General features: G+C 43.2%; 19 protein-coding genes. 4 read left to right on the top strand and 15 right to left on the bottom strand.

The window, feature by feature from the left end:
• The first annotated feature begins 2 nt into the window (after positions 1-2).
• From L1271_RS08730 to hisC, 3 genes are read left to right on the top strand one after another with little or no spacing between them, the layout of a single operon-like run.
• Positions 3-986, top strand: a complete 984-nt coding sequence (locus L1271_RS08730) for an ornithine cyclodeaminase (protein WP_235367597.1) — start codon at positions 3-5, stop codon at positions 984-986.
• On the top strand, positions 980-2,356 hold the full coding sequence (locus L1271_RS08725; protein WP_235367595.1) for an MATE family efflux transporter: 1,377 nt from the start codon (positions 980-982) through the stop codon (positions 2,354-2,356). The genes L1271_RS08730 and L1271_RS08725 overlap by 7 nt, the downstream gene beginning before the upstream one ends.
• Complete coding sequence (hisC, locus tag L1271_RS08720; RefSeq protein ID WP_235367594.1) at positions 2,353-3,465, top strand: histidinol-phosphate transaminase; 1,113 nt, start codon at positions 2,353-2,355, stop codon at positions 3,463-3,465. Before L1271_RS08725 ends, hisC begins: the two co-directional genes overlap by 4 nt.
• Before the next feature lie 22 nt (positions 3,466-3,487).
• Here hisC and L1271_RS08715 read toward each other — a convergent pair whose 3' ends face one another.
• From L1271_RS08715 to L1271_RS08700, 4 genes are all read right to left on the bottom strand, one after another.
• Positions 3,488-4,378 (bottom strand): DUF1015 family protein, encoded by an 891-nt coding sequence (locus L1271_RS08715; protein WP_235367593.1) that lies wholly within the window; start codon positions 4,376-4,378, stop codon positions 3,488-3,490.
• A 164-nt stretch (positions 4,379-4,542) separates the two neighbouring features.
• Positions 4,543-5,130, bottom strand: coding sequence for a helix-turn-helix transcriptional regulator (locus tag L1271_RS08710; RefSeq protein ID WP_102057064.1), 588 nt, complete (start codon positions 5,128-5,130; stop codon positions 4,543-4,545).
• A gap of 201 nt (positions 5,131-5,331) precedes the next feature.
• A complete protein-coding gene (locus L1271_RS08705) occupies positions 5,332-5,736 on the bottom strand; it encodes a hypothetical protein (RefSeq protein WP_010605168.1) in 405 nt (134 codons plus the stop codon).
• A 101-nt stretch (positions 5,737-5,837) separates the two neighbouring features.
• Entirely contained in the window at positions 5,838-6,299 is a 462-nt protein-coding gene (locus tag L1271_RS08700; protein ID WP_235367591.1) for a GNAT family N-acetyltransferase, read from the bottom strand.
• A 170-nt stretch (positions 6,300-6,469) separates the two neighbouring features.
• Here L1271_RS08700 and L1271_RS08695 point away from each other — a divergent pair, with 170 nt between their 5' ends.
• A complete protein-coding gene (locus L1271_RS08695; RefSeq protein ID WP_235367590.1) occupies positions 6,470-7,171 on the top strand; it encodes a hypothetical protein in 702 nt (233 codons plus the stop codon).
• A gap of 12 nt (positions 7,172-7,183) precedes the next feature.
• On the opposite strand, the gene L1271_RS08690 is transcribed toward L1271_RS08695, so the two are convergent.
• The 11 genes from L1271_RS08690 to L1271_RS08640 all read right to left on the bottom strand — a co-directional run bounded on the left by L1271_RS08690 (position 7,184) and on the right by L1271_RS08640 (position 16,723).
• Positions 7,184-8,530, bottom strand: coding sequence for a DUF2254 domain-containing protein (locus L1271_RS08690; protein WP_235367589.1), 1,347 nt, complete (start codon positions 8,528-8,530; stop codon positions 7,184-7,186).
• Between the two features lie 112 nt (positions 8,531-8,642).
• Positions 8,643-10,025: a Na+/H+ antiporter NhaC family protein gene (locus tag L1271_RS08685; RefSeq protein WP_235367588.1), complete on the bottom strand. Its 1,383-nt coding sequence runs from the start codon at positions 10,023-10,025 to the stop codon at positions 8,643-8,645.
• A 230-nt stretch (positions 10,026-10,255) separates the two neighbouring features.
• Positions 10,256-10,675 carry a hypothetical protein gene (locus L1271_RS08680; RefSeq protein ID WP_010605173.1) on the bottom strand — a complete coding sequence of 140 codons (420 nt, stop codon included), beginning with the start codon at positions 10,673-10,675 and terminating at the stop codon, positions 10,256-10,258.
• 65 nt (positions 10,676-10,740) lie between these two features.
• The gene (locus L1271_RS08675; RefSeq protein ID WP_235367587.1) at positions 10,741-11,034 is read right to left on the bottom strand and encodes a GNAT family N-acetyltransferase; all 294 of its coding nucleotides are present in this window, start codon (positions 11,032-11,034) and stop codon (positions 10,741-10,743) included.
• A 13-nt stretch (positions 11,035-11,047) separates the two neighbouring features.
• Positions 11,048-11,185 (bottom strand): hypothetical protein, encoded by a 138-nt coding sequence (locus tag L1271_RS08670; RefSeq protein WP_227387021.1) that lies wholly within the window; start codon positions 11,183-11,185, stop codon positions 11,048-11,050.
• 31 nt (positions 11,186-11,216) lie between these two features.
• The gene (locus L1271_RS08665) at positions 11,217-11,591 is read right to left on the bottom strand and encodes a GFA family protein (RefSeq protein WP_102057070.1); all 375 of its coding nucleotides are present in this window, start codon (positions 11,589-11,591) and stop codon (positions 11,217-11,219) included.
• A gap of 139 nt (positions 11,592-11,730) precedes the next feature.
• Positions 11,731-12,198: a DUF4265 domain-containing protein gene (locus L1271_RS08660; RefSeq protein WP_102057071.1), complete on the bottom strand. Its 468-nt coding sequence runs from the start codon at positions 12,196-12,198 to the stop codon at positions 11,731-11,733.
• Between the two features lie 179 nt (positions 12,199-12,377).
• Positions 12,378-12,704, bottom strand: a complete 327-nt coding sequence (locus L1271_RS08655) for a hypothetical protein (RefSeq protein WP_233525164.1) — start codon at positions 12,702-12,704, stop codon at positions 12,378-12,380.
• A gap of 82 nt (positions 12,705-12,786) precedes the next feature.
• Positions 12,787-15,045 (bottom strand): hypothetical protein, encoded by a 2,259-nt coding sequence (locus L1271_RS08650; RefSeq protein ID WP_235367586.1) that lies wholly within the window; start codon positions 15,043-15,045, stop codon positions 12,787-12,789.
• A gap of 70 nt (positions 15,046-15,115) precedes the next feature.
• Positions 15,116-15,430 (bottom strand): DMT family transporter, encoded by a 315-nt coding sequence (locus L1271_RS08645; protein WP_235367585.1) that lies wholly within the window; start codon positions 15,428-15,430, stop codon positions 15,116-15,118.
• Positions 15,431-16,207: 777 nt separating this feature from the next.
• On the bottom strand, positions 16,208-16,723 hold the full coding sequence (locus L1271_RS08640) for an adenylate kinase (protein ID WP_211866517.1): 516 nt from the start codon (positions 16,721-16,723) through the stop codon (positions 16,208-16,210).
• Between the last annotated feature and the right edge of the window lie 240 nt (positions 16,724-16,963).

Genomic DNA, 16,963 nt, shown 5'->3' with positions numbered 1-16,963 from the left:
CCATGACCCAACAAACTATTCTGCCGATACTAAATGAAGCCCGACTGGCGCAACTTGATTTTCCCTATAGTAAAGTCATTGAGGTGGTGGAAAATGCCTTTCGTTCACTGCACCACCCTGACTCTGCCAACCCACTCAAAGTGATTATGACGCCACAAGATGGTCGATCCATTGCCTATAGTATGGCTGGCCGAGATGCCGCAAGTAATACCGTAGGGTTTAAGGTGGTCTATGAATACGACCCAGACAGAAGTCGTAACCAATATCAATTCTATTCCTTTATTTTCCTTTGCGATGATGCCACAGGCCACCCTGTGGCCCTAATGGATGTAAAAGAACTAGGCCCTATGCGCACATCAGCCACCTCCGCCTTGTTTGCAAAGTATGCCGTTCATTCAGATGCCAAAAATGCGTTGGTTGTAGGAACAGGTGTTCAAGGGCAAATCGCTTTACCAATGCTCGTCACGGCATTACCACAACTCACACACTTAACCGTCCACGGCAGCTATCAAGCAGGTTTGGAAGCGGTTCAGCAAAAACTAAAGGAGCATCACCCACAGCGACAAGTTGCGGTATCACAAGACTTAGAAGCTTCAGTAAGACAAGCCGATGTGATCCTTGCCGTTACTGGGTTATCCGCCAAAGAGAACATTAAATATGAATGGTTAAAACCGGGCGCTGTGGTGATTTTAGTTGGCTATGGGATCGAAAAGCCAGTGCTACACCGAGCTGATAGATTGCTCACAACGGATGCAGAACAAATGAAGGTCACCGGAGACGATTTATTAGACGAGAACGACAAGCTACCCGCCGTTGATGCGACATTAACGGAAATACTAAATGGTGAAAAGCCGGCACGAACCCACCCTGATGAAATTATCTTTGTCTATAACAGCGGCATGATCATTACTGACGTGGCACTCGGAAGAGCGGTTGCAGACTTTGCCATCACACAAGAAAACGTGGAGGAAGTAACGTTATGGTAGCTTCAGCGCGCGCCGATATTTTTAAAGTAAGTCAGCTCGCAGGGCCGCTTATTCTGACCAATCTGCTCTACGTGGCAATTGCAACGATAGATCTTATCATGCTCGGTATGTTGAGCCCGTTAGAACTGGCTGCAGGCGGCCTCGCCATTGGTATTTTTAATCAATTTAGAACCATGGGAACGGGCGTAGTCACGGCAACGGGTAATTTGGTATCTGATGCAATCGGCAAGGCTAAACTAGATCAGATCACTCCTCTTTTTAACGCCAGCATGCTTATTGGAACATTTTTGGGTCTGCTATTCGCCGCCGCGATGTTTGCCATAGAGCCATTTTTAAGGTTTATCGGTACATCCGAGGCAATTGCCAATTTGACGACCCAATATTTAACCGTTGTCGCTTTGGGCTTATTACCCTGTTTTTGGTTTCAAAGCGTGCGGCATTTTAGTGTTGGATTGAAAAGACCAGGGCCATTGATGTTAATAACGGGTGTATCTGTTGTACTCACTATCGTGCTCAATTACGGTCTAATTTTTGGTCAGTTTGGCCTACCACAACTCGGCTTTGTGGGGGTTGCAGCCGCCACGTGTATCGTGCTGTATTTATCGTTTTTACTGTTTGTACTATTTGCCAAGCGCGATGACGTACTAAGCCCCTACCTCACTATAAAGTTTTGGCAAACCGACCGTGAAGCACTTAGTAAAACATGGAAAATGGGCGTGCCAATTGGCGCAACTTACGGGCTTGAAGCTGGTTTTTTCACCGTGCTTGCGTTGTTTGTGGCAACACTCGGCGTAAATGCCTTAGCCGCCCACAACGTGGTAAGCCAAATGGTGTACATCGTATTTATGGTATCTGCTGGCATTTCATCTGCTTGTTCTATTTACATCAGCGAAGCCAATGCTGCGGGGGACTTTCATCATGCAAAACGCATCGGCAATTTGGGGATTATTTGCGGTGCCGTGGTCATGTCTGTTTTCGCCTTAATCTATTTATTCTCACCCGAATTTGTACTGCGGCCATTTTTAAGTGCAGAAGAATTACAAAACTCCGATGTCGTTGTTATCGCTATAGAGCTACTCGTTATTGCCGCCTTTTTGCAGTTTTTTGACGCGTGGCAAAATATCGGGCTCGGTATCCTGCGTGGACTTGGCGATGTTAAAAGCACCCTAATGCTGTCTTTAATTGGTTATTGGTGCATTGGTCTTCCCGGTGCGTGGTTATTTCAAGAATTTTTCTCTTTGGGTATTTTGGGCGTTTGGTACGCCTTAATGTTAGGACTTGCGGTCACAGCGCTATCTGAGATTTGGCTTTTTAATCATAGGGCTAATCGTTTACTTGAGCCCACATCACTCAAGGAGCAAAACGCATGACAACGACAATGCCAAACCCAGCCCGCAAGGAAGTCATTGCACTACCGCCCTATGGTGCAGGACAAACCATTGAGCAAGCAGCAGCGCGTAATCTCCACCCCAATATGATAAACCTCTCAGTGAATGAAAACCCTTTAGGGCCAAGTCCTGCTGCGCTTAATGCTTTTAAAGCACAACTGCATACCGCTAGCTGCTATCCAGACAGCCAATGCACTGAGCTAAATGAGCAGCTGGCAACTAAACTTAACGTTGCCAGAGAACAAATTGTACTCGGCAATGGCTCTGAGGATGTACTCTCAATGCTGTGTAAAGCTTTCCTCAGTCAAGGCGATAAGGTGTTAGTGGCCAAGCCTACCTTTGCGCTTCATGGGATTTACGCCAATATGATGGGGGCAAAGGTCCTAGAAGTGCCGATGCAAAGCGATTTGTCCTATCGAATTGATGATTGGCTCGATGCTATCGCATGCCACCCAGATTTAAAAATGCTTATGCTTGCTAACCCATCCAACCCCATAGGTTGTACGTTTGATGCCAATAATTTGCAGCGCCTCATTGATGCCTGTCCGCTCAATACGGTTATCGTCATTGATGAAGCGTACTGCGAATATGCCCAAGGCCATAAACAGTTTGTCGATAGCTTAACACTACTTCAAACACAGCCTCGTCCCTACGCGGTATTACGGACTTTTTCCAAAGCCTATGGTCTTGCAGGGCTTAGAGTGGGCTACGGCGTAATGGCAAATGCCCAGTTGGCGGATTATCTGCACCGCGTACGTACACCGTACAATGTAAATCGACTAGCACAACTTGCTGCGATTGCGGTATTGCAAGATCCCTCCTATTTGGTAGACACGGTCACGCAAACAAATAGCGAAAGGGAAAAACTCAGCGCCGCCCTCACCGAGCTGGGTTATTTTGTCGCGCCAAGTCTAGCCAACTTTTTATTTATTGATGTCAAGCAGCCGTCTGCGCATGTCGCATCTTTGCTGCTGCAACAAGGAATAATGATAAAACCATGGCTAGAATCAGGTTTTGATCATTTTGTAAGAGTAAGCATCGGACTGCCGGAGCAAAACCTTAGGGTGCTTGAAGCCTTTAAACAGTTGTAAGTATCGCCCTCTGTGAGGGCTTTTAAGCACAAGCTGCCTGCTGATTTAAATGGTAAAGTACTTGGCTGTCGGCCTTATGAGTAAATAAGGTCGACTTTTCTGGAAAGTACTTGCCTGCTTTGGCAGCAGCAAAGATGTCTTCAATTATGGGGGCGCGACAGATGGCGGTTACAATATGAGCGTCATCACTTAGCTCAACTTTATTTTTAGACCACAGCTCCTCAAACGCTGGCAGTGCCTGCAGTGCTCTACGCAACTGGGTCTGAATAAGATAAGAATCGCTTGTCGCGCGTTGGAGAGCAAAACATAAAGCAGCTTTCCCCAACCAAATAGTATAATCGCCCTCAGTCTCCAGGGATTCACAAATATCAAAATCGCTAAGGTGCTGTTTGAATTTAGTAACATCTACAGCTTGTGTGTAAGATGCCTGCACCGCGAAACTCGTTATCACCGCATCTTGCTGTGGAACTAACCATGCCATCATCCGAGATTGAGGCGCATGACGTTGGCTGGCAGCAAACATCCTGTGATGTCCATCAGCAATTAGCCATTGTTGGTGCATTGCGATCTGCTGTCTGAATTCTTGTAGCACGTGACGATTTTCAACAGCATAGAGGCGATGAGTACACTCACCGCAATCACTGTGCCACTGCGCAGTTTCAACACATTCCGCTTGCCATCGCACCTTGTCCAAATTAAGTTTTCCGACCAAAAGACACGGGGGTAACAGCAACTTCTCGAGCTGAACACGCTTTTTCAGCGCCATAGCATGGGTAACCGAAACCGACTCGTGAGGCAGAATCGCTTGCTCAGGTAACACTGAAACGTCAAGCTCGGCCAAAATGCCTGTAACCAAAATACCACCTTGCTCCACTTGGTAAAGATGAAGTGGTCCATCCGTTATTGTGATCATAAAATAAACCTTGCACCATTTTAGATACAATATAACATACCAGAAGTTGAGTAACATCAAGTTTACATGACAATTTATACTGACTTGTTTAGTGTGGTTATTGCTTTGCTTCAATAATCGGAAAAAATTCAATAAGTTTGCTTTAACTTACTGAGCTTTTTGTATTACAGATTTGGTGACAACGAGAGTTGATAATCATCAAAGTGTACTTCAGCCTGTTTTTGATGTTGAACCGTAACACTAGGGGAAGCGATAAGAACTTGACCCTCAGAAGATAAGCTGTAAATCTCGGTCACTATTTTCACTTGGTTTTCTTGTTCAATTTTTGAGGTGAGGCGAATTTTTAGCTTATCTGAAAATACAATCTCGCTGAATGCGCCTTCGTCATTCAAAACCTGAACATCAGCCAGCGTTTGTCCCTGAGAGGTTAGCATAAGGTCAACCATCACGGGCTTAGCTGACGCCGTTAAGGTAAAAACACTTGCAGCCATCACAGCAGTACCTGCAAAAAATGCCGCAGCTTTGCGTGTTAATTTGGCACCTTTTAGCTTAGGCTGATGTTGAATTTCTATCACCTTAACTTCATAAACCGCAGCAAGTGCTTTTATCGACTCGAGCGATGCCGTCCCTGACTTTTCGATACGTTGTATAGTTCGCAGGCTTAGCCCAGAAACCTGTGCCAATTCGGATTGACTCCACGCCCGCTCTACTCTTTTCGATTTTATAAGTTGTTTGTTAATTTGCATTTCCATGATTGGTCTCCTGTATTAGTTAGCTCAACTATACTCGGAGACCTTCCTACTGATTACGCCACTTAGGCGACATAGGTATGTCAACTCTATGACATTAAAGAATAAATTAAAACTCTTTCACTGTGTTCTGACACATAACGTTTAAGAGTTAAGCATTAATGATATTTTCACTTAATATTGGCAAATCAATTTACACAAATACTAAATGGACATCTCATCGAGTTGTTTCACCATCGACTTTAGCTCATTAACTGTGACTTTTTCTGCACTAAACTCTTTGCTAAGATTTTGCTGGGCTGCTGCGAAAAACGGCTCAGCTGTTAGTGAGTTTCCAAGCTTTTCGTGCAATAATCCGATACGGATGTAAGTAAATGCTAAAATATTGGGCCCCAACTCAGCACGAACACTTGAGGACTCCGCTTGATTCAAAAGCCTAGCCAACGACTCTAGAGCATAGATTCCACTTTCAATTGAGCCATCTTTATATTGCTGAAATGATATTTCAACCTCATTTTTAATAAAATCCATTTCCATATCTTCTGCATAAGCGGTTGTTGTATTGAGTGTAATTAAGCCGCATATGCCTATTAAACATCCTTTAATCATCGAATTCTCCTTAGCCTGTTGTAACATTTATTTTTAGAGTTCGTACCTTTTATAGCAAAAAAAGTTTACTGTGTACATTTTATCATCTTAAGGATGAGTTATTATTGAGCGGGTTTAATTACTGATACAAACGCCAGCTTCTCTATTCCATGTGTGGGCAACCAACGTTTAAACTCAATAAATCCATACTTTTGATAAAGCGCTATGGCGGGGATATTTGCGCTAGCTGTTTCAACTATTACCTTCTCCGCACCCAGCTCAGCTAACACAAAATGCAGTAATTTACCCGCAATCCCTTTGCGAAAATAACTGGGATCAACGGTCAGGCTATCTATTTCTAGCGTTTTCTCAACAATGACAATTTCAATGACAGCAGCAAGATTTTGATTTTCAAAATATCCATAAAAGTGACTCGTCGCACCGCATATATCTTCTATCGTTCGAGATAAAGGCGGAAAATAACTCGCCCCAATTAACTCTGCTTCTATTTTGTATGAGCGTTGAAATACATTGAAAATCTCTCTCGCCACCAACGCATCGCGATTGTTTAATTTTTGGATCATATATTCCGCTTCATAAAAGCGTTCCCACAATTGTACCAATTGATGACCAAAAAAGTATCAATCTCTTGGTTAAAACACAACGCAACCAGTTGAAAAATTTCCAAGTTTCACGGAAATACGATATAAATGGATCAGGATCATTGCTTTTATTAATATCAAGGAGGTGCCCTATGTCGTTAGCTAAACACACACTCGATTTATCACTAACGGATAAAGTGTGGTTCAAATATGTGACTCTAAAAAACAAAAATGAATTGAATGATGACTCTCAAGTATCACTCAAATCTATCGCAGCGCTGGGCATGCTTTCCGGTGGCGCTGAGTTTTTATTTGCATTATTAGTCTTCGCCTTGGCTATCACAGCGTCGTTTATTGATGGCGAGTACCCTCGCTACCTTGCCTTTCCTGCTTGTTTAATCGCATTTTTAATTATCTTTTTCACTAAAAGAGTCATGCTGTACAAAAAATTTGGCTTTGGCTCTCAATGGGTGATGGACGTGTCGAAAAACCAATTAACCATTTCGCCCAAAGCAATAAAAACAAAGGTAACTGGCACGCAAAAAATTGCTAGAGAAGATATTACTGAAATCACCTTTCATTACTTACTATTAAAAGACCGCAAAGGCGGAAGAATAAAAACCACGGCCAATTTATGCTTTGCCGAAATCTTATTAAAAGATGGTACAAAAGTAGAACTCAATGGCACTCGGATCGGTTTTTTTGACTTACTCTACTTGCTTATATTTTTTGACTATCCCTTAGTTTATCGAAATACGTCTGCGGGCGGCAGCTCTGATATTGCCGTCATTTTACTGAGACTACTCTCTCTTTCTGCCATTGCCGCCGGTCTTGCTAAGCTTGCGCTGAATTAAAAAGGTTCGCGCTTATTCTCGTGTAAATTGAGTAATAAGCGCTTCTCCTTTGTCGCCATTAATTTTCTCAATGGCCTCGAGCATTTCAATGATCCGTTGACGGTCAAACGGATTAGTGATGGTATTGCGCACATCGTCGATGATGGCCTCTAAGTAATTAAATAAACTTGCCGTCGCTTGTTGATCCGCACTTGAGCGAAACAGTATATTTTTAAACGCTTCCAACACATTAACCATGACATAGCCATCGGTCTTTGCATAGTTTCTTATCGGCGTAAAATTATCATGCAATAATTCATCAAAAGACGCTTCGTGAATATATAAAAGCGGCTCATTTTTAGCGTGTTTAAAGGAGTAGTTCACATCGCAAATATCCAAACGCTGGATAAGTAAAATACTCAGCATATCAATCGCCTTTACCGCAGTACCGGGGTCATTAATCCCTGGGCTCATGGCCTTCACTGCAATCTCCGAGATTTGTGTTAAACCATAGCGATAATGGTCGCTGATGTACTCTTCAACATAAAAAATAAAACAGCCAAGTAACGCATCCTGTAGCGCCTCATTTTCACTAAGATCCTTATTACACTTAAGAAACGGATAGCCTTTAACGGTAAAAAACCCTTGTTTAACTGCAATATATATTTTTAAGTCATGTTGCTCGCACAACCCGCACAGTTTGTCACTGTGTACTCCCTTAAAATATCCCTCTTCTGTGCTGGGTAAATTATGCCAACTCGAAAAGTCAGGAAAGTTATCAAAAGGCTGCTCTTGCTGTTTGGTGATAATATTCTTCATCTCATTCTTGGTGTTGTTAAACAGGTCATTTAGCACATTATCGACCTGTATGGCGCGGGAGATTGAATGGATAAAAAATACAAAAAAGCCTAATGAGATCAGTCCAAACACCAGCGAAAATAAAACCCCTAACGCCGGGATCCCAGTTTCACCATAGCCCACACCACGAATGTTTATCAGCATAATGATGGCATAAATGATACTGCCGAGATAAAACCCCAATACCAGCTGGTGTGACTTTCTGGTGATAAGACCCGGCAACACTCTAGGTGATAACCCAGCGCTGGCATTATTCAGCACAATCATCACCATTGAAAAACTAAATACCGTCAATGAGATGATACTACCCACGAGCGTGCTTAAGATGGTTCGTGCGTTCTCTTCACTGTCGACCAGTACAATCGCTATAAGCTCCTTAAAGTTGCTGATAGGAGCTGCATATTCAAGTGCCGTGGTTATAAGCGCGAAAATAAAAAATGCAACTGCAAGTAAAGAGGGGTAGAAACCGATACTACTTATCAGTTCGCGATAATTTTCGGCTAACTTGCGAGGTGTGAACATTGCTATCCTTACACTTTGAGAGTCTGGTTATATAGCCTAGCAAGACTTGAGCAATAGAGTAATGTATTTTAGGAAGTTAGCTTTGAAACTAACCCCAAAAACTTACTTGCGATTATGCAATGATCAAGAAGCCAACAAAGGCGATAGCAGCCGCAATCAACGCATAAGGTAGCTGAGTGATGGCGTGACTGACTAAGTTACAATCTGAGCCTTGGGCTGCCAATACCGTCGAATCCGAGTAGAAACACGCCTGACTACCAAATGATGATGCCGACAACAATGCACCTATCACCAGAGGAATATTAGCATCTACAGCAACGGCCAATGGCATCACGATAGGAATAGTCACAGCGAAGATCCCCCAACTAGAGCCTGTTGCAAAGGCCAAAATAGCCATAGATAAAAACACCATCGCAGGCAGTAAACCAGCTGTCATATAAGGACTCAGCGCATTTATCACATATTGTGGCAATAGCAGCTGATCGCACACATCCTTAAAGATAAATGCGGCGATAACCGTTCCTATCGCGGGTAGCATGCATTTAAAACCATTGATCATTTGCTCAAGCATGTCTGCAAGCGGCATCAACCTTTGCACCATATAAAATGGGATAGTCACAGCCAAAGTCGCTAACAAGCCTTTCCATACATCAATGTCAAAATATACCGTAAACGCCACCAGCAAACCAATGGGCACTAAAAAGTTAACCAGTTTGCCTTGAGTGTCGGCTTGTTCAAATTCCTGCTCAATGGCTTTTGCAGCATAGTGATCCGGTGTATGCACTTCTTCCAAATCAACCTGCTCAAGCGCAGGCTGTCCTTGTTTAGCTGCAAGCTCTGCTTTTTTCATTGGGCCGAATAGTGGAACAACACCAAATATCACCAGTGGCACCATAATTACAGCCACCCAAGCATACAGCATGTAAGGAATGGCCTGAATATACGTGCTGATCCCCTGTCCTTCTCCGGCGACACCGTTATCAACCAGCAAACCACCAAAGAACACTGCCCAAGTCGAAAGCGGTACTAAAACACAGATAGGCGCAGCGGTTGAATCCACTACATAGGCAAGCATTTCCCTAGAAATCTTAAACTTATCGGTAACGCGACGCATCGTCTCACCAACCGTCAGCGCATTAAGATAGTCATCAATAAAAATGATCACACCTAAAAAATAGGTCATAAGCAAAGACGACTTTGGCCCTTTTGCCATTTTCAGTGCATTGCGACCAAATGCTAAGGCACCACCCGTGTGCACCAACAATGCTATCAAAACACCAAACGTACCACATACCAGAATAAGCCAGCCGATGGTTTCATCGCCCATCACTTTTAGCGAAGCATCAGCAAAATTTGCCAATACGGTGGCAGGGTCTAACAATGCGAGTCCTACAAGCGCCCCTAAGACAAGGGACAAGATAGGACGACGTAAGATAATTGCAAGCGTCAATACGACGACTGGGGGAATGATGCTAATTGCACTTGGCTCAGCCATGCGAATTTCCCAAATCAAAGGAATTTGAGCAGCGGAAAAAAGGGACGCAACATCGGCTATAAACAGCGGCTGATGCAGTCTTATCCGTTTCCCAAATTCAGAACAAAAGGTTAAAATCACAGGCACTTAATGCGTGTGAGGATCTGCCTAATATTGGGTTGACGAGTTGACTGTATGGCCCTCATTGAAACATCGCGGAGAAAATATACAGAATTTGACTTTGCGTCAATTTATTTTTTGTCTAATGCTAGTTTTGCCATGTGCTTATTTACTTGCTCTATCTCTTCAGCGGTCAATTCGGCGTAACGTCTAGGATAAGACCACCCGTACCCCCAACGAAATGGCGTAGGTAAATAAGGCAACCCACCAAGTCGTACACCCGCTAACATCAAGGTTGCCACTTCTTCTTGACCTACCGCAGCAACACATTTTTGCAAGGCAATGTCGGCATTTTCGCGCTCTATAGCGGTACCACCTTTCCAGTAGGCAAGGTCGTGTGCCGTGCAACAGCTCAACCACAGTTCATTTTGCGCCAAAGTACCATCAGGAAATGCACTACAACCATCGCTTGTGAATGGCTTTAATTCATCAGCACTGCCGTGGCTAGATGCAAACAGCAGCGAGAATATAATTACTATTTTTTTAATCATCGTAAATTACCGTATGGCTACTTTCCTTCCAAGCTTAGCTGGCGCACCTTACACTTTCATTTCCATCAGCAGCGCATCTTCACCATAACTTTTGCATACCTTAATTGGCTTTGGAACATCAACCAAAACCCCACGCTATTTTGTACAGCCACGAGCCGAATGCGACAGTACCCCATTTGAGTCGCCAGCTCAACTAAGCGTTTAATCATCAAGGCACCAATTCCCTGCCCAGATACGGCTTGTGAAACAACTAGGTCATGTAGAAACAACGACGAACTAGGCGGCTGTTCAGGAAGTAATGTAAACAAACTCGGCGGCTTTTCATCGTACCAAGGGTGCGCCAATAAATAGGCATCCACGGCTCGATGTTGTTTAAAAACAACTCTTTGGCGAGCGCATCCATTTACTTTTTAGGATATCCACAGTTTCCGGCGCAACATCATGATACGCCTGACTTTGTAGCGTTAGGATCTCAGGCCACGACGCATCTTCGATAGCGTAATAAGTCATAATATACTCGCATACGACGCTTAGGTTAACTTCATCCTATGCGCCACCATTTTGGCCTTTTTGAAATATAAGAATGAGATTTGGGTTCTAGGGCTTTACGACTATTGGCATCAAAAACGCCGAGCACTAATGCAATGACAGGTGCGTCATCTATTGCACCTAATGTGCTACCACACTCAGGGCAAAAGGCGCGCGATGAATAATCCGATGAACGCCACGCCTTAGGAGCACCGCCAGGCCCATCCCAGCTTACCTCTTCACTTGCGAACTCTACCCATGTAACGGTTAGAGCACCGCTATGTCTTTGGCACATTTTACATGAGCAGGTATGAGGGTTACGAGGGACGCCAATCGCGGTAAAACGGATCTTCCCACATAAACATCCTCCAACAAAATTGACAGCCATCCTTGTGTTTCCTTAGTATTTCGCCATTATCCTAAATTAAGTACGATAGTAAATTACCGTGCCTATAAAGTTCCAAGTGAAACACAAAACTGAACACTAAGCCACTGAATTTGTGATGCATTAGTTAGGTATCTCTTAGTTACGCACTGTTACCATCGAAGTTATCGTGGGGCTCGCCGGCAAGTTCATACTTCAATACTCCAAGCTCCTGATAATAATGCAAGATATCGATAAAAGATTCGTATTCTCTTTGCGGTGAAACCGTCAAGGCAAAGCACCCATCATCCAATTGCTCGCTCTCCACGCCAGATAGAGTAAGCTCTTGAAGTAGCTCTATGTTTTTGGCATTTTCTAACTCGTTTGTAAAGCGGATCCGCAAAGAGTGATACTCACTTCGAGCCACAATCTCGATGACGTCTAAAGAACCTTCGCTATCTGGTGCAACCAAAACGTGGTCGTCGTAGTTAACACCAAAAGCAAAAAGCGGAGCGCCTTTTATTTGATAAATATTATCGCTCACTGCCGTCGCAACAATAAATTCTTCAGCACATCCTTGAGGATGGTTTTTAAAAGTAAACCGTATTTTGTCAGTGACTACATCATTCATATGGATACAAACCGCCTTTACATGGACTGATCTCGTTTTATTTAACCGACCGTAAGTCCAACAAATAAAAGTTACCCACAATTACAATGTGTTACTTGTATATGGGTTTAGATTGCGAACATGATGCAGTAGCAAAACTGAAGAGAAAATTAAGCGACGACCCATAGAAAACAAAGTGGTTAATCACCAGCTAATTTTAGCTTTGAGATCGACTGTGCGATCTTTCTTTTTATAATTTTCTGTTCAATATATAAAGAGACTCCCACTCCTATCATAGCGGTGATAAGCATCACTAACCAAAAGGACAAATTGTCGTAAGACAATAACCCAGAAACGGCAAGGTAGACGTTAAACGGTACTACAATAAACAATACACCAAGCGCTTTGCACAGCTCATTTAAGGTTGCTGAGTCTGCTTTCGCTTCTGTAATTACCTCATGCAATATCCGATCGTCTATCAGCTCGATTTTCGTGAAATTATTCCTTATCCATCGTAAGTAATCCAATTTATCTTTGCCTCCAAATTTCGGTTTTAGATATAACGTATATAACTTGGGAACATGGCGCTCTGAGACTCAAAGTGGCATACTAACGTTTGCCCCAAAGCACATCAATTTCTTTACCGTCTTTAACAAACTCTAGCTTCACCGTCACTTTGGTACCATTTTGTGCCTGAGGAAAAGTGCGCGTACATTGCAATACATAATGGGCGAAAAAGCGGTTATAAAATCCATGTTCGCCCATGTCATCAAAAAGATTAAATGCTTTTTCAAGCACAGAATAATCACCTTCTTGGTGATAAGCGAGGTTAAGTTGTGCAAAACCATCGCATAGGTTTTTAATGTCGTGCAAAATCCGCGGATGCAACTCGACTATTCCTGCAAGAGTTTGGAATTTACTCGCACCTAGCCTGCGCCAATCCCGCTCTTTGCGTGCAAGTTTTCGACATCCCTTTGCTTTGAGATATTGATATGTCGCCAGAGCCACTTCGTTATGAGAGTTAAGTTGCGAATTTAACAATGCCTCAAAAATCGCATCATATAATTTCACCCGATTTTCTATAGTCGCCCGCTCAGGAAGTATTTTGTGATTGATAGGTAATGCAGCGGCAAGCGAGATGGCCAGTCTTCTACTATCAAACTGACCTAATAAAGGTAGTAGCTGAACAAACGCGTCATGGTCAAGGTGTAAGGACTTAACGATCCGCACATTATCGACACCTTTGAGTATCTCGCTCAATCGGTGTTTTGTATCCTCAGAGTCAAACTCTGGGATCATACCCCATACCGATAAATCATCGACCAAGTGGTCCAGCTCGTTACTGGTCACACTCGCCTCTTGCTGTTTATGTAAGAGCGTCAGACCCAATGTAAACTCGTTTAGCTTGGGCGGCGTTGATGTTGAAAAGGCCACCATCTGAGCATCAAAGCTGAGATAGTAATGACGTTTATCGCCATTAATATCATCTTGATAACCACGCATTCCAAGCGTAGCAAGTTGCACTCTATTTAGCTTGTCTCTCGTTTCAATGGTTTTAAATGAATAGCTGTTACGGCTCATGGCCGACCAAGCACCAAAGCCTAAATTGAACCCATAGGCTTGCTTGATTTCAGTACTGGTTTGAAAGAAGAAGCGCTCTATCTCGATTTCATCTTGGTAACTAGGCTGAGTGATAGTACCAACCCGCCCAAATAGCGCATCAAGATGCACCTGCTCTAGGCCTTTGGTAGTTAATTTCGCTTCAAGCAGCGATTGATGACTGGATAAACGCGTGTATTCAAACTTAACACTTAGCTCAGCTTTTAACTTTGCAGCCGTTTCAATATTTGCTAGCACCGTTTTTTTAATGGTCAGTAGCTCGCTTTGAAGTCGTTCTAAACTGTCCGTTAGTGGATCAAGTCGTAAGCGATCTTTTAACCCTAAGATCAGATCATATTGCGCTTCATCGGGAGAGTCTGTTGCGACGAGTGAAAGGACTTCTTCAACCTTATCCAAAGGTGCATTGAATATCCCTGTCAAAATACTCGAATAAGCTTGCTTAAATCCGGCTTGGTCGGCAAATTTGGCGTTCACTCCCCCAGTGATTGTTAAAGCGGTATTCGACAATGTTGATTTTTTAATTGCGAGGAAAGTATGGTGTGGTTTATCCAAGCGTTTAGAAAAGACAACACGAAAGCCACCACGGATCTCGATATTAAGGTCCGCATTCAAAGCCGAATCAAGGTTAACATCAAGTAATTCTCCTTGGTCCAACCAGCGGCTAAACATATCGAGATTTTGCGCGATTATATCTGACCACCTAAAATTGGCGCTCACGGTTAACGCCCCTGCCGTTTCCATCATTAATGCATTGTTAGGTGCAAGTGACTTAATATCCTCAACATCGAAAATAACCGGCATAGTCGCAAGGTCGCGGCCTAAGGCAAGACCCACAGCTTCATGTGGTTGATGGCATAGGTAGGCTGCTAGTTTACATTGTGCCTGCCCATCTGTATTGATGCCAAGCAGCTCCGCTTTGGAGGCACCGGTTAGATCAAAATCAATCTGTGTGCTGTATTTTATCCAGCACACCTCATCACTATAGGTAAGTGTTGTGGTAGGTTCGAGATCTGCATTAACCGCTTTTTGCTCACCAATAATACCGTCTTCATCGATGACAATGCTCGCGTTTATGAGCTCTACCTTAGCGTCACCAGTAACACTTGCGGTTATCCCCTCCAATGCGAAGCTATGGCTTTCTACCATTTCCCCGCGCCAAGGTAACAAATCACCATGATAGTCTTTAAGTGGTGTGAGGGTAGTCTCGACAAGCATTTGTAAGCCCGCCATATTCAGTTCAATCGTCATCGAATTTCCTTTTCATTTAAAGTGGAATTATCTAACCTAAGCTCCGATTAACTATAGCTGTAATTTAACCCTAAGAGGATAATTTTAGACCAATAATCCCAATCACTATCAACAGTAAACTGAGTAGCTTAAGTGATGACAACGGTTCTTTAAAATAGACAAAGCCAACAATAATCGACCCTAGCATACCAATGCCAACCCAGACAGAATAAGCAACGCTAAGCGGTAAAGTTCGTAGTGCAACACTGAGAAAGTAGAAACTTGCGGCCATCGCCACTAAAGTAATAATTGAGGGAACAGGCTTCGTAAAACCGTTGGTAAATTTCAAACCAATAGCCCAAACGACTTCCAATAAACCTGCAAAAGCAAGTAGCAACCAGCTCATGACAACTCCAAAATGGGGTCGTCCCCGCCAGTAAAAGAAAGCTCTGCAGGTCGTCCACCAGAGCGAAAGCAAATTAGCACGCCCGTGAAGCTAATTCAAGCTTCACGGCAGACAAATTAAGACTCAATTAAGATTGTAAAAGAGCGAGGGCCTGTTGACCTTTGCTGTTTGATTTTTGTTCTTCTGAGTGTGTTTTGGTCGCGACGCTCGACTTGTCGCCTAGTAATCTAGGCAAAAGTTGAGCAACAATGAACAAAGCGCACTCAGGTGAACCCAAAGGGCAGCGCTTGATTGGCATTTCTACTGTGTTATCACCTGACTCACATAGAATGACTATGCTACGCTGGCTCTGCCTTGTATAAATACCAATCAAACTGCTGCAAAAACAAACTTGAAAGATCAACAGGCCCTAATATCCTAAAAAATCGCAGTTAGCCGTGACAGATAACACCTTCCAACCATCTTGCTCTATCTGCTCAATCTCTTGGTTGAGTAACTCAACGTCTGGTCCTGGCGAAAAAAATGCTTTTTCTTATTAAATATTACAACTCTTCTCACGCGTCTCTCCATACGCAATTATCAAACTGGCTAAGTATACAGCACAACAAAAAAGGTACAAAGGCAAATAATGGTTACGATTATATGATGATTTATCACCGTTTTAGTGAGGGTAAGACCGCTACAAGCTTTATTATTCATCAGTTCCAGCGCAAAAGACGTAACACCAAAGGCTGTAAATCAAATCAATACATTACTCACGTTTACCCTTTGATGATATTACTTCGCATGTTGGCGTACAAAGCTATCAAGCGCCGCAACCGACTTAATCACATAGAGTGTTTTGGTTTGCGCACTTTCCTCTAACTGCGATAAGAATTTTTCATTCCAAAATTGCGGGCAGCGCCTTAACGTTTTAATACTGGCAATCGTCCCTTTAAACACTGAGCTACCATCTGGCCAGCCTTCAGGCTTATTGAGCATGCTTTTTAAAAGACGTTTTATCACAAACCAATAACTCACTCGATATGGTAAGTCGATGTAGACTAAGGTATCTGCTGCATCTAAGCGCTGTTTAAACGCATCTAACGGGCCAAAGCCGTCAATGATCCACGCATCAGTATTCAATATGTTTTGATGTGCTTTATCAAAAGCGGCTCTGTCAACAAACTCGCCATTTGCTTGGTAGAGCATCGAGTCTAATTGATATAACGGGATGTGTATTGCCGCGGCCAGTCCTTTACTCACCGTAGACTTGCCGCTTCCCGGTTTACCAAAAACTGCTATTTTCTTCATGTAACCTCCTTGCTGTGGCCCCACAAGGCAGATACAAAAAACCCACCTTACTTTGGTGGGTTCATTAAAAAAGCACACAAAACCACCACTCCTAAGGAATGGTAATGATTCGTGTACTTGTGAGAAATAGTTTTATATTCATACCGATACTTTCACGTAATGATTAGTTATTGTCAAGCACACGCAGGCTAGATGAGTGAATTGAGAAACAGCATCACTTTGTGGGCTAGCGAGTCACTA

The organism is Pseudoalteromonas sp. OF5H-5 (assembly GCF_021530695.1).
Taxonomy (GTDB): domain Bacteria; phylum Pseudomonadota; class Gammaproteobacteria; order Enterobacterales; family Alteromonadaceae; genus Pseudoalteromonas.
The sequence above is the reverse complement of the archived record's forward strand: the minus strand, read 5'-3'. Positions and strand labels throughout refer to the sequence as shown.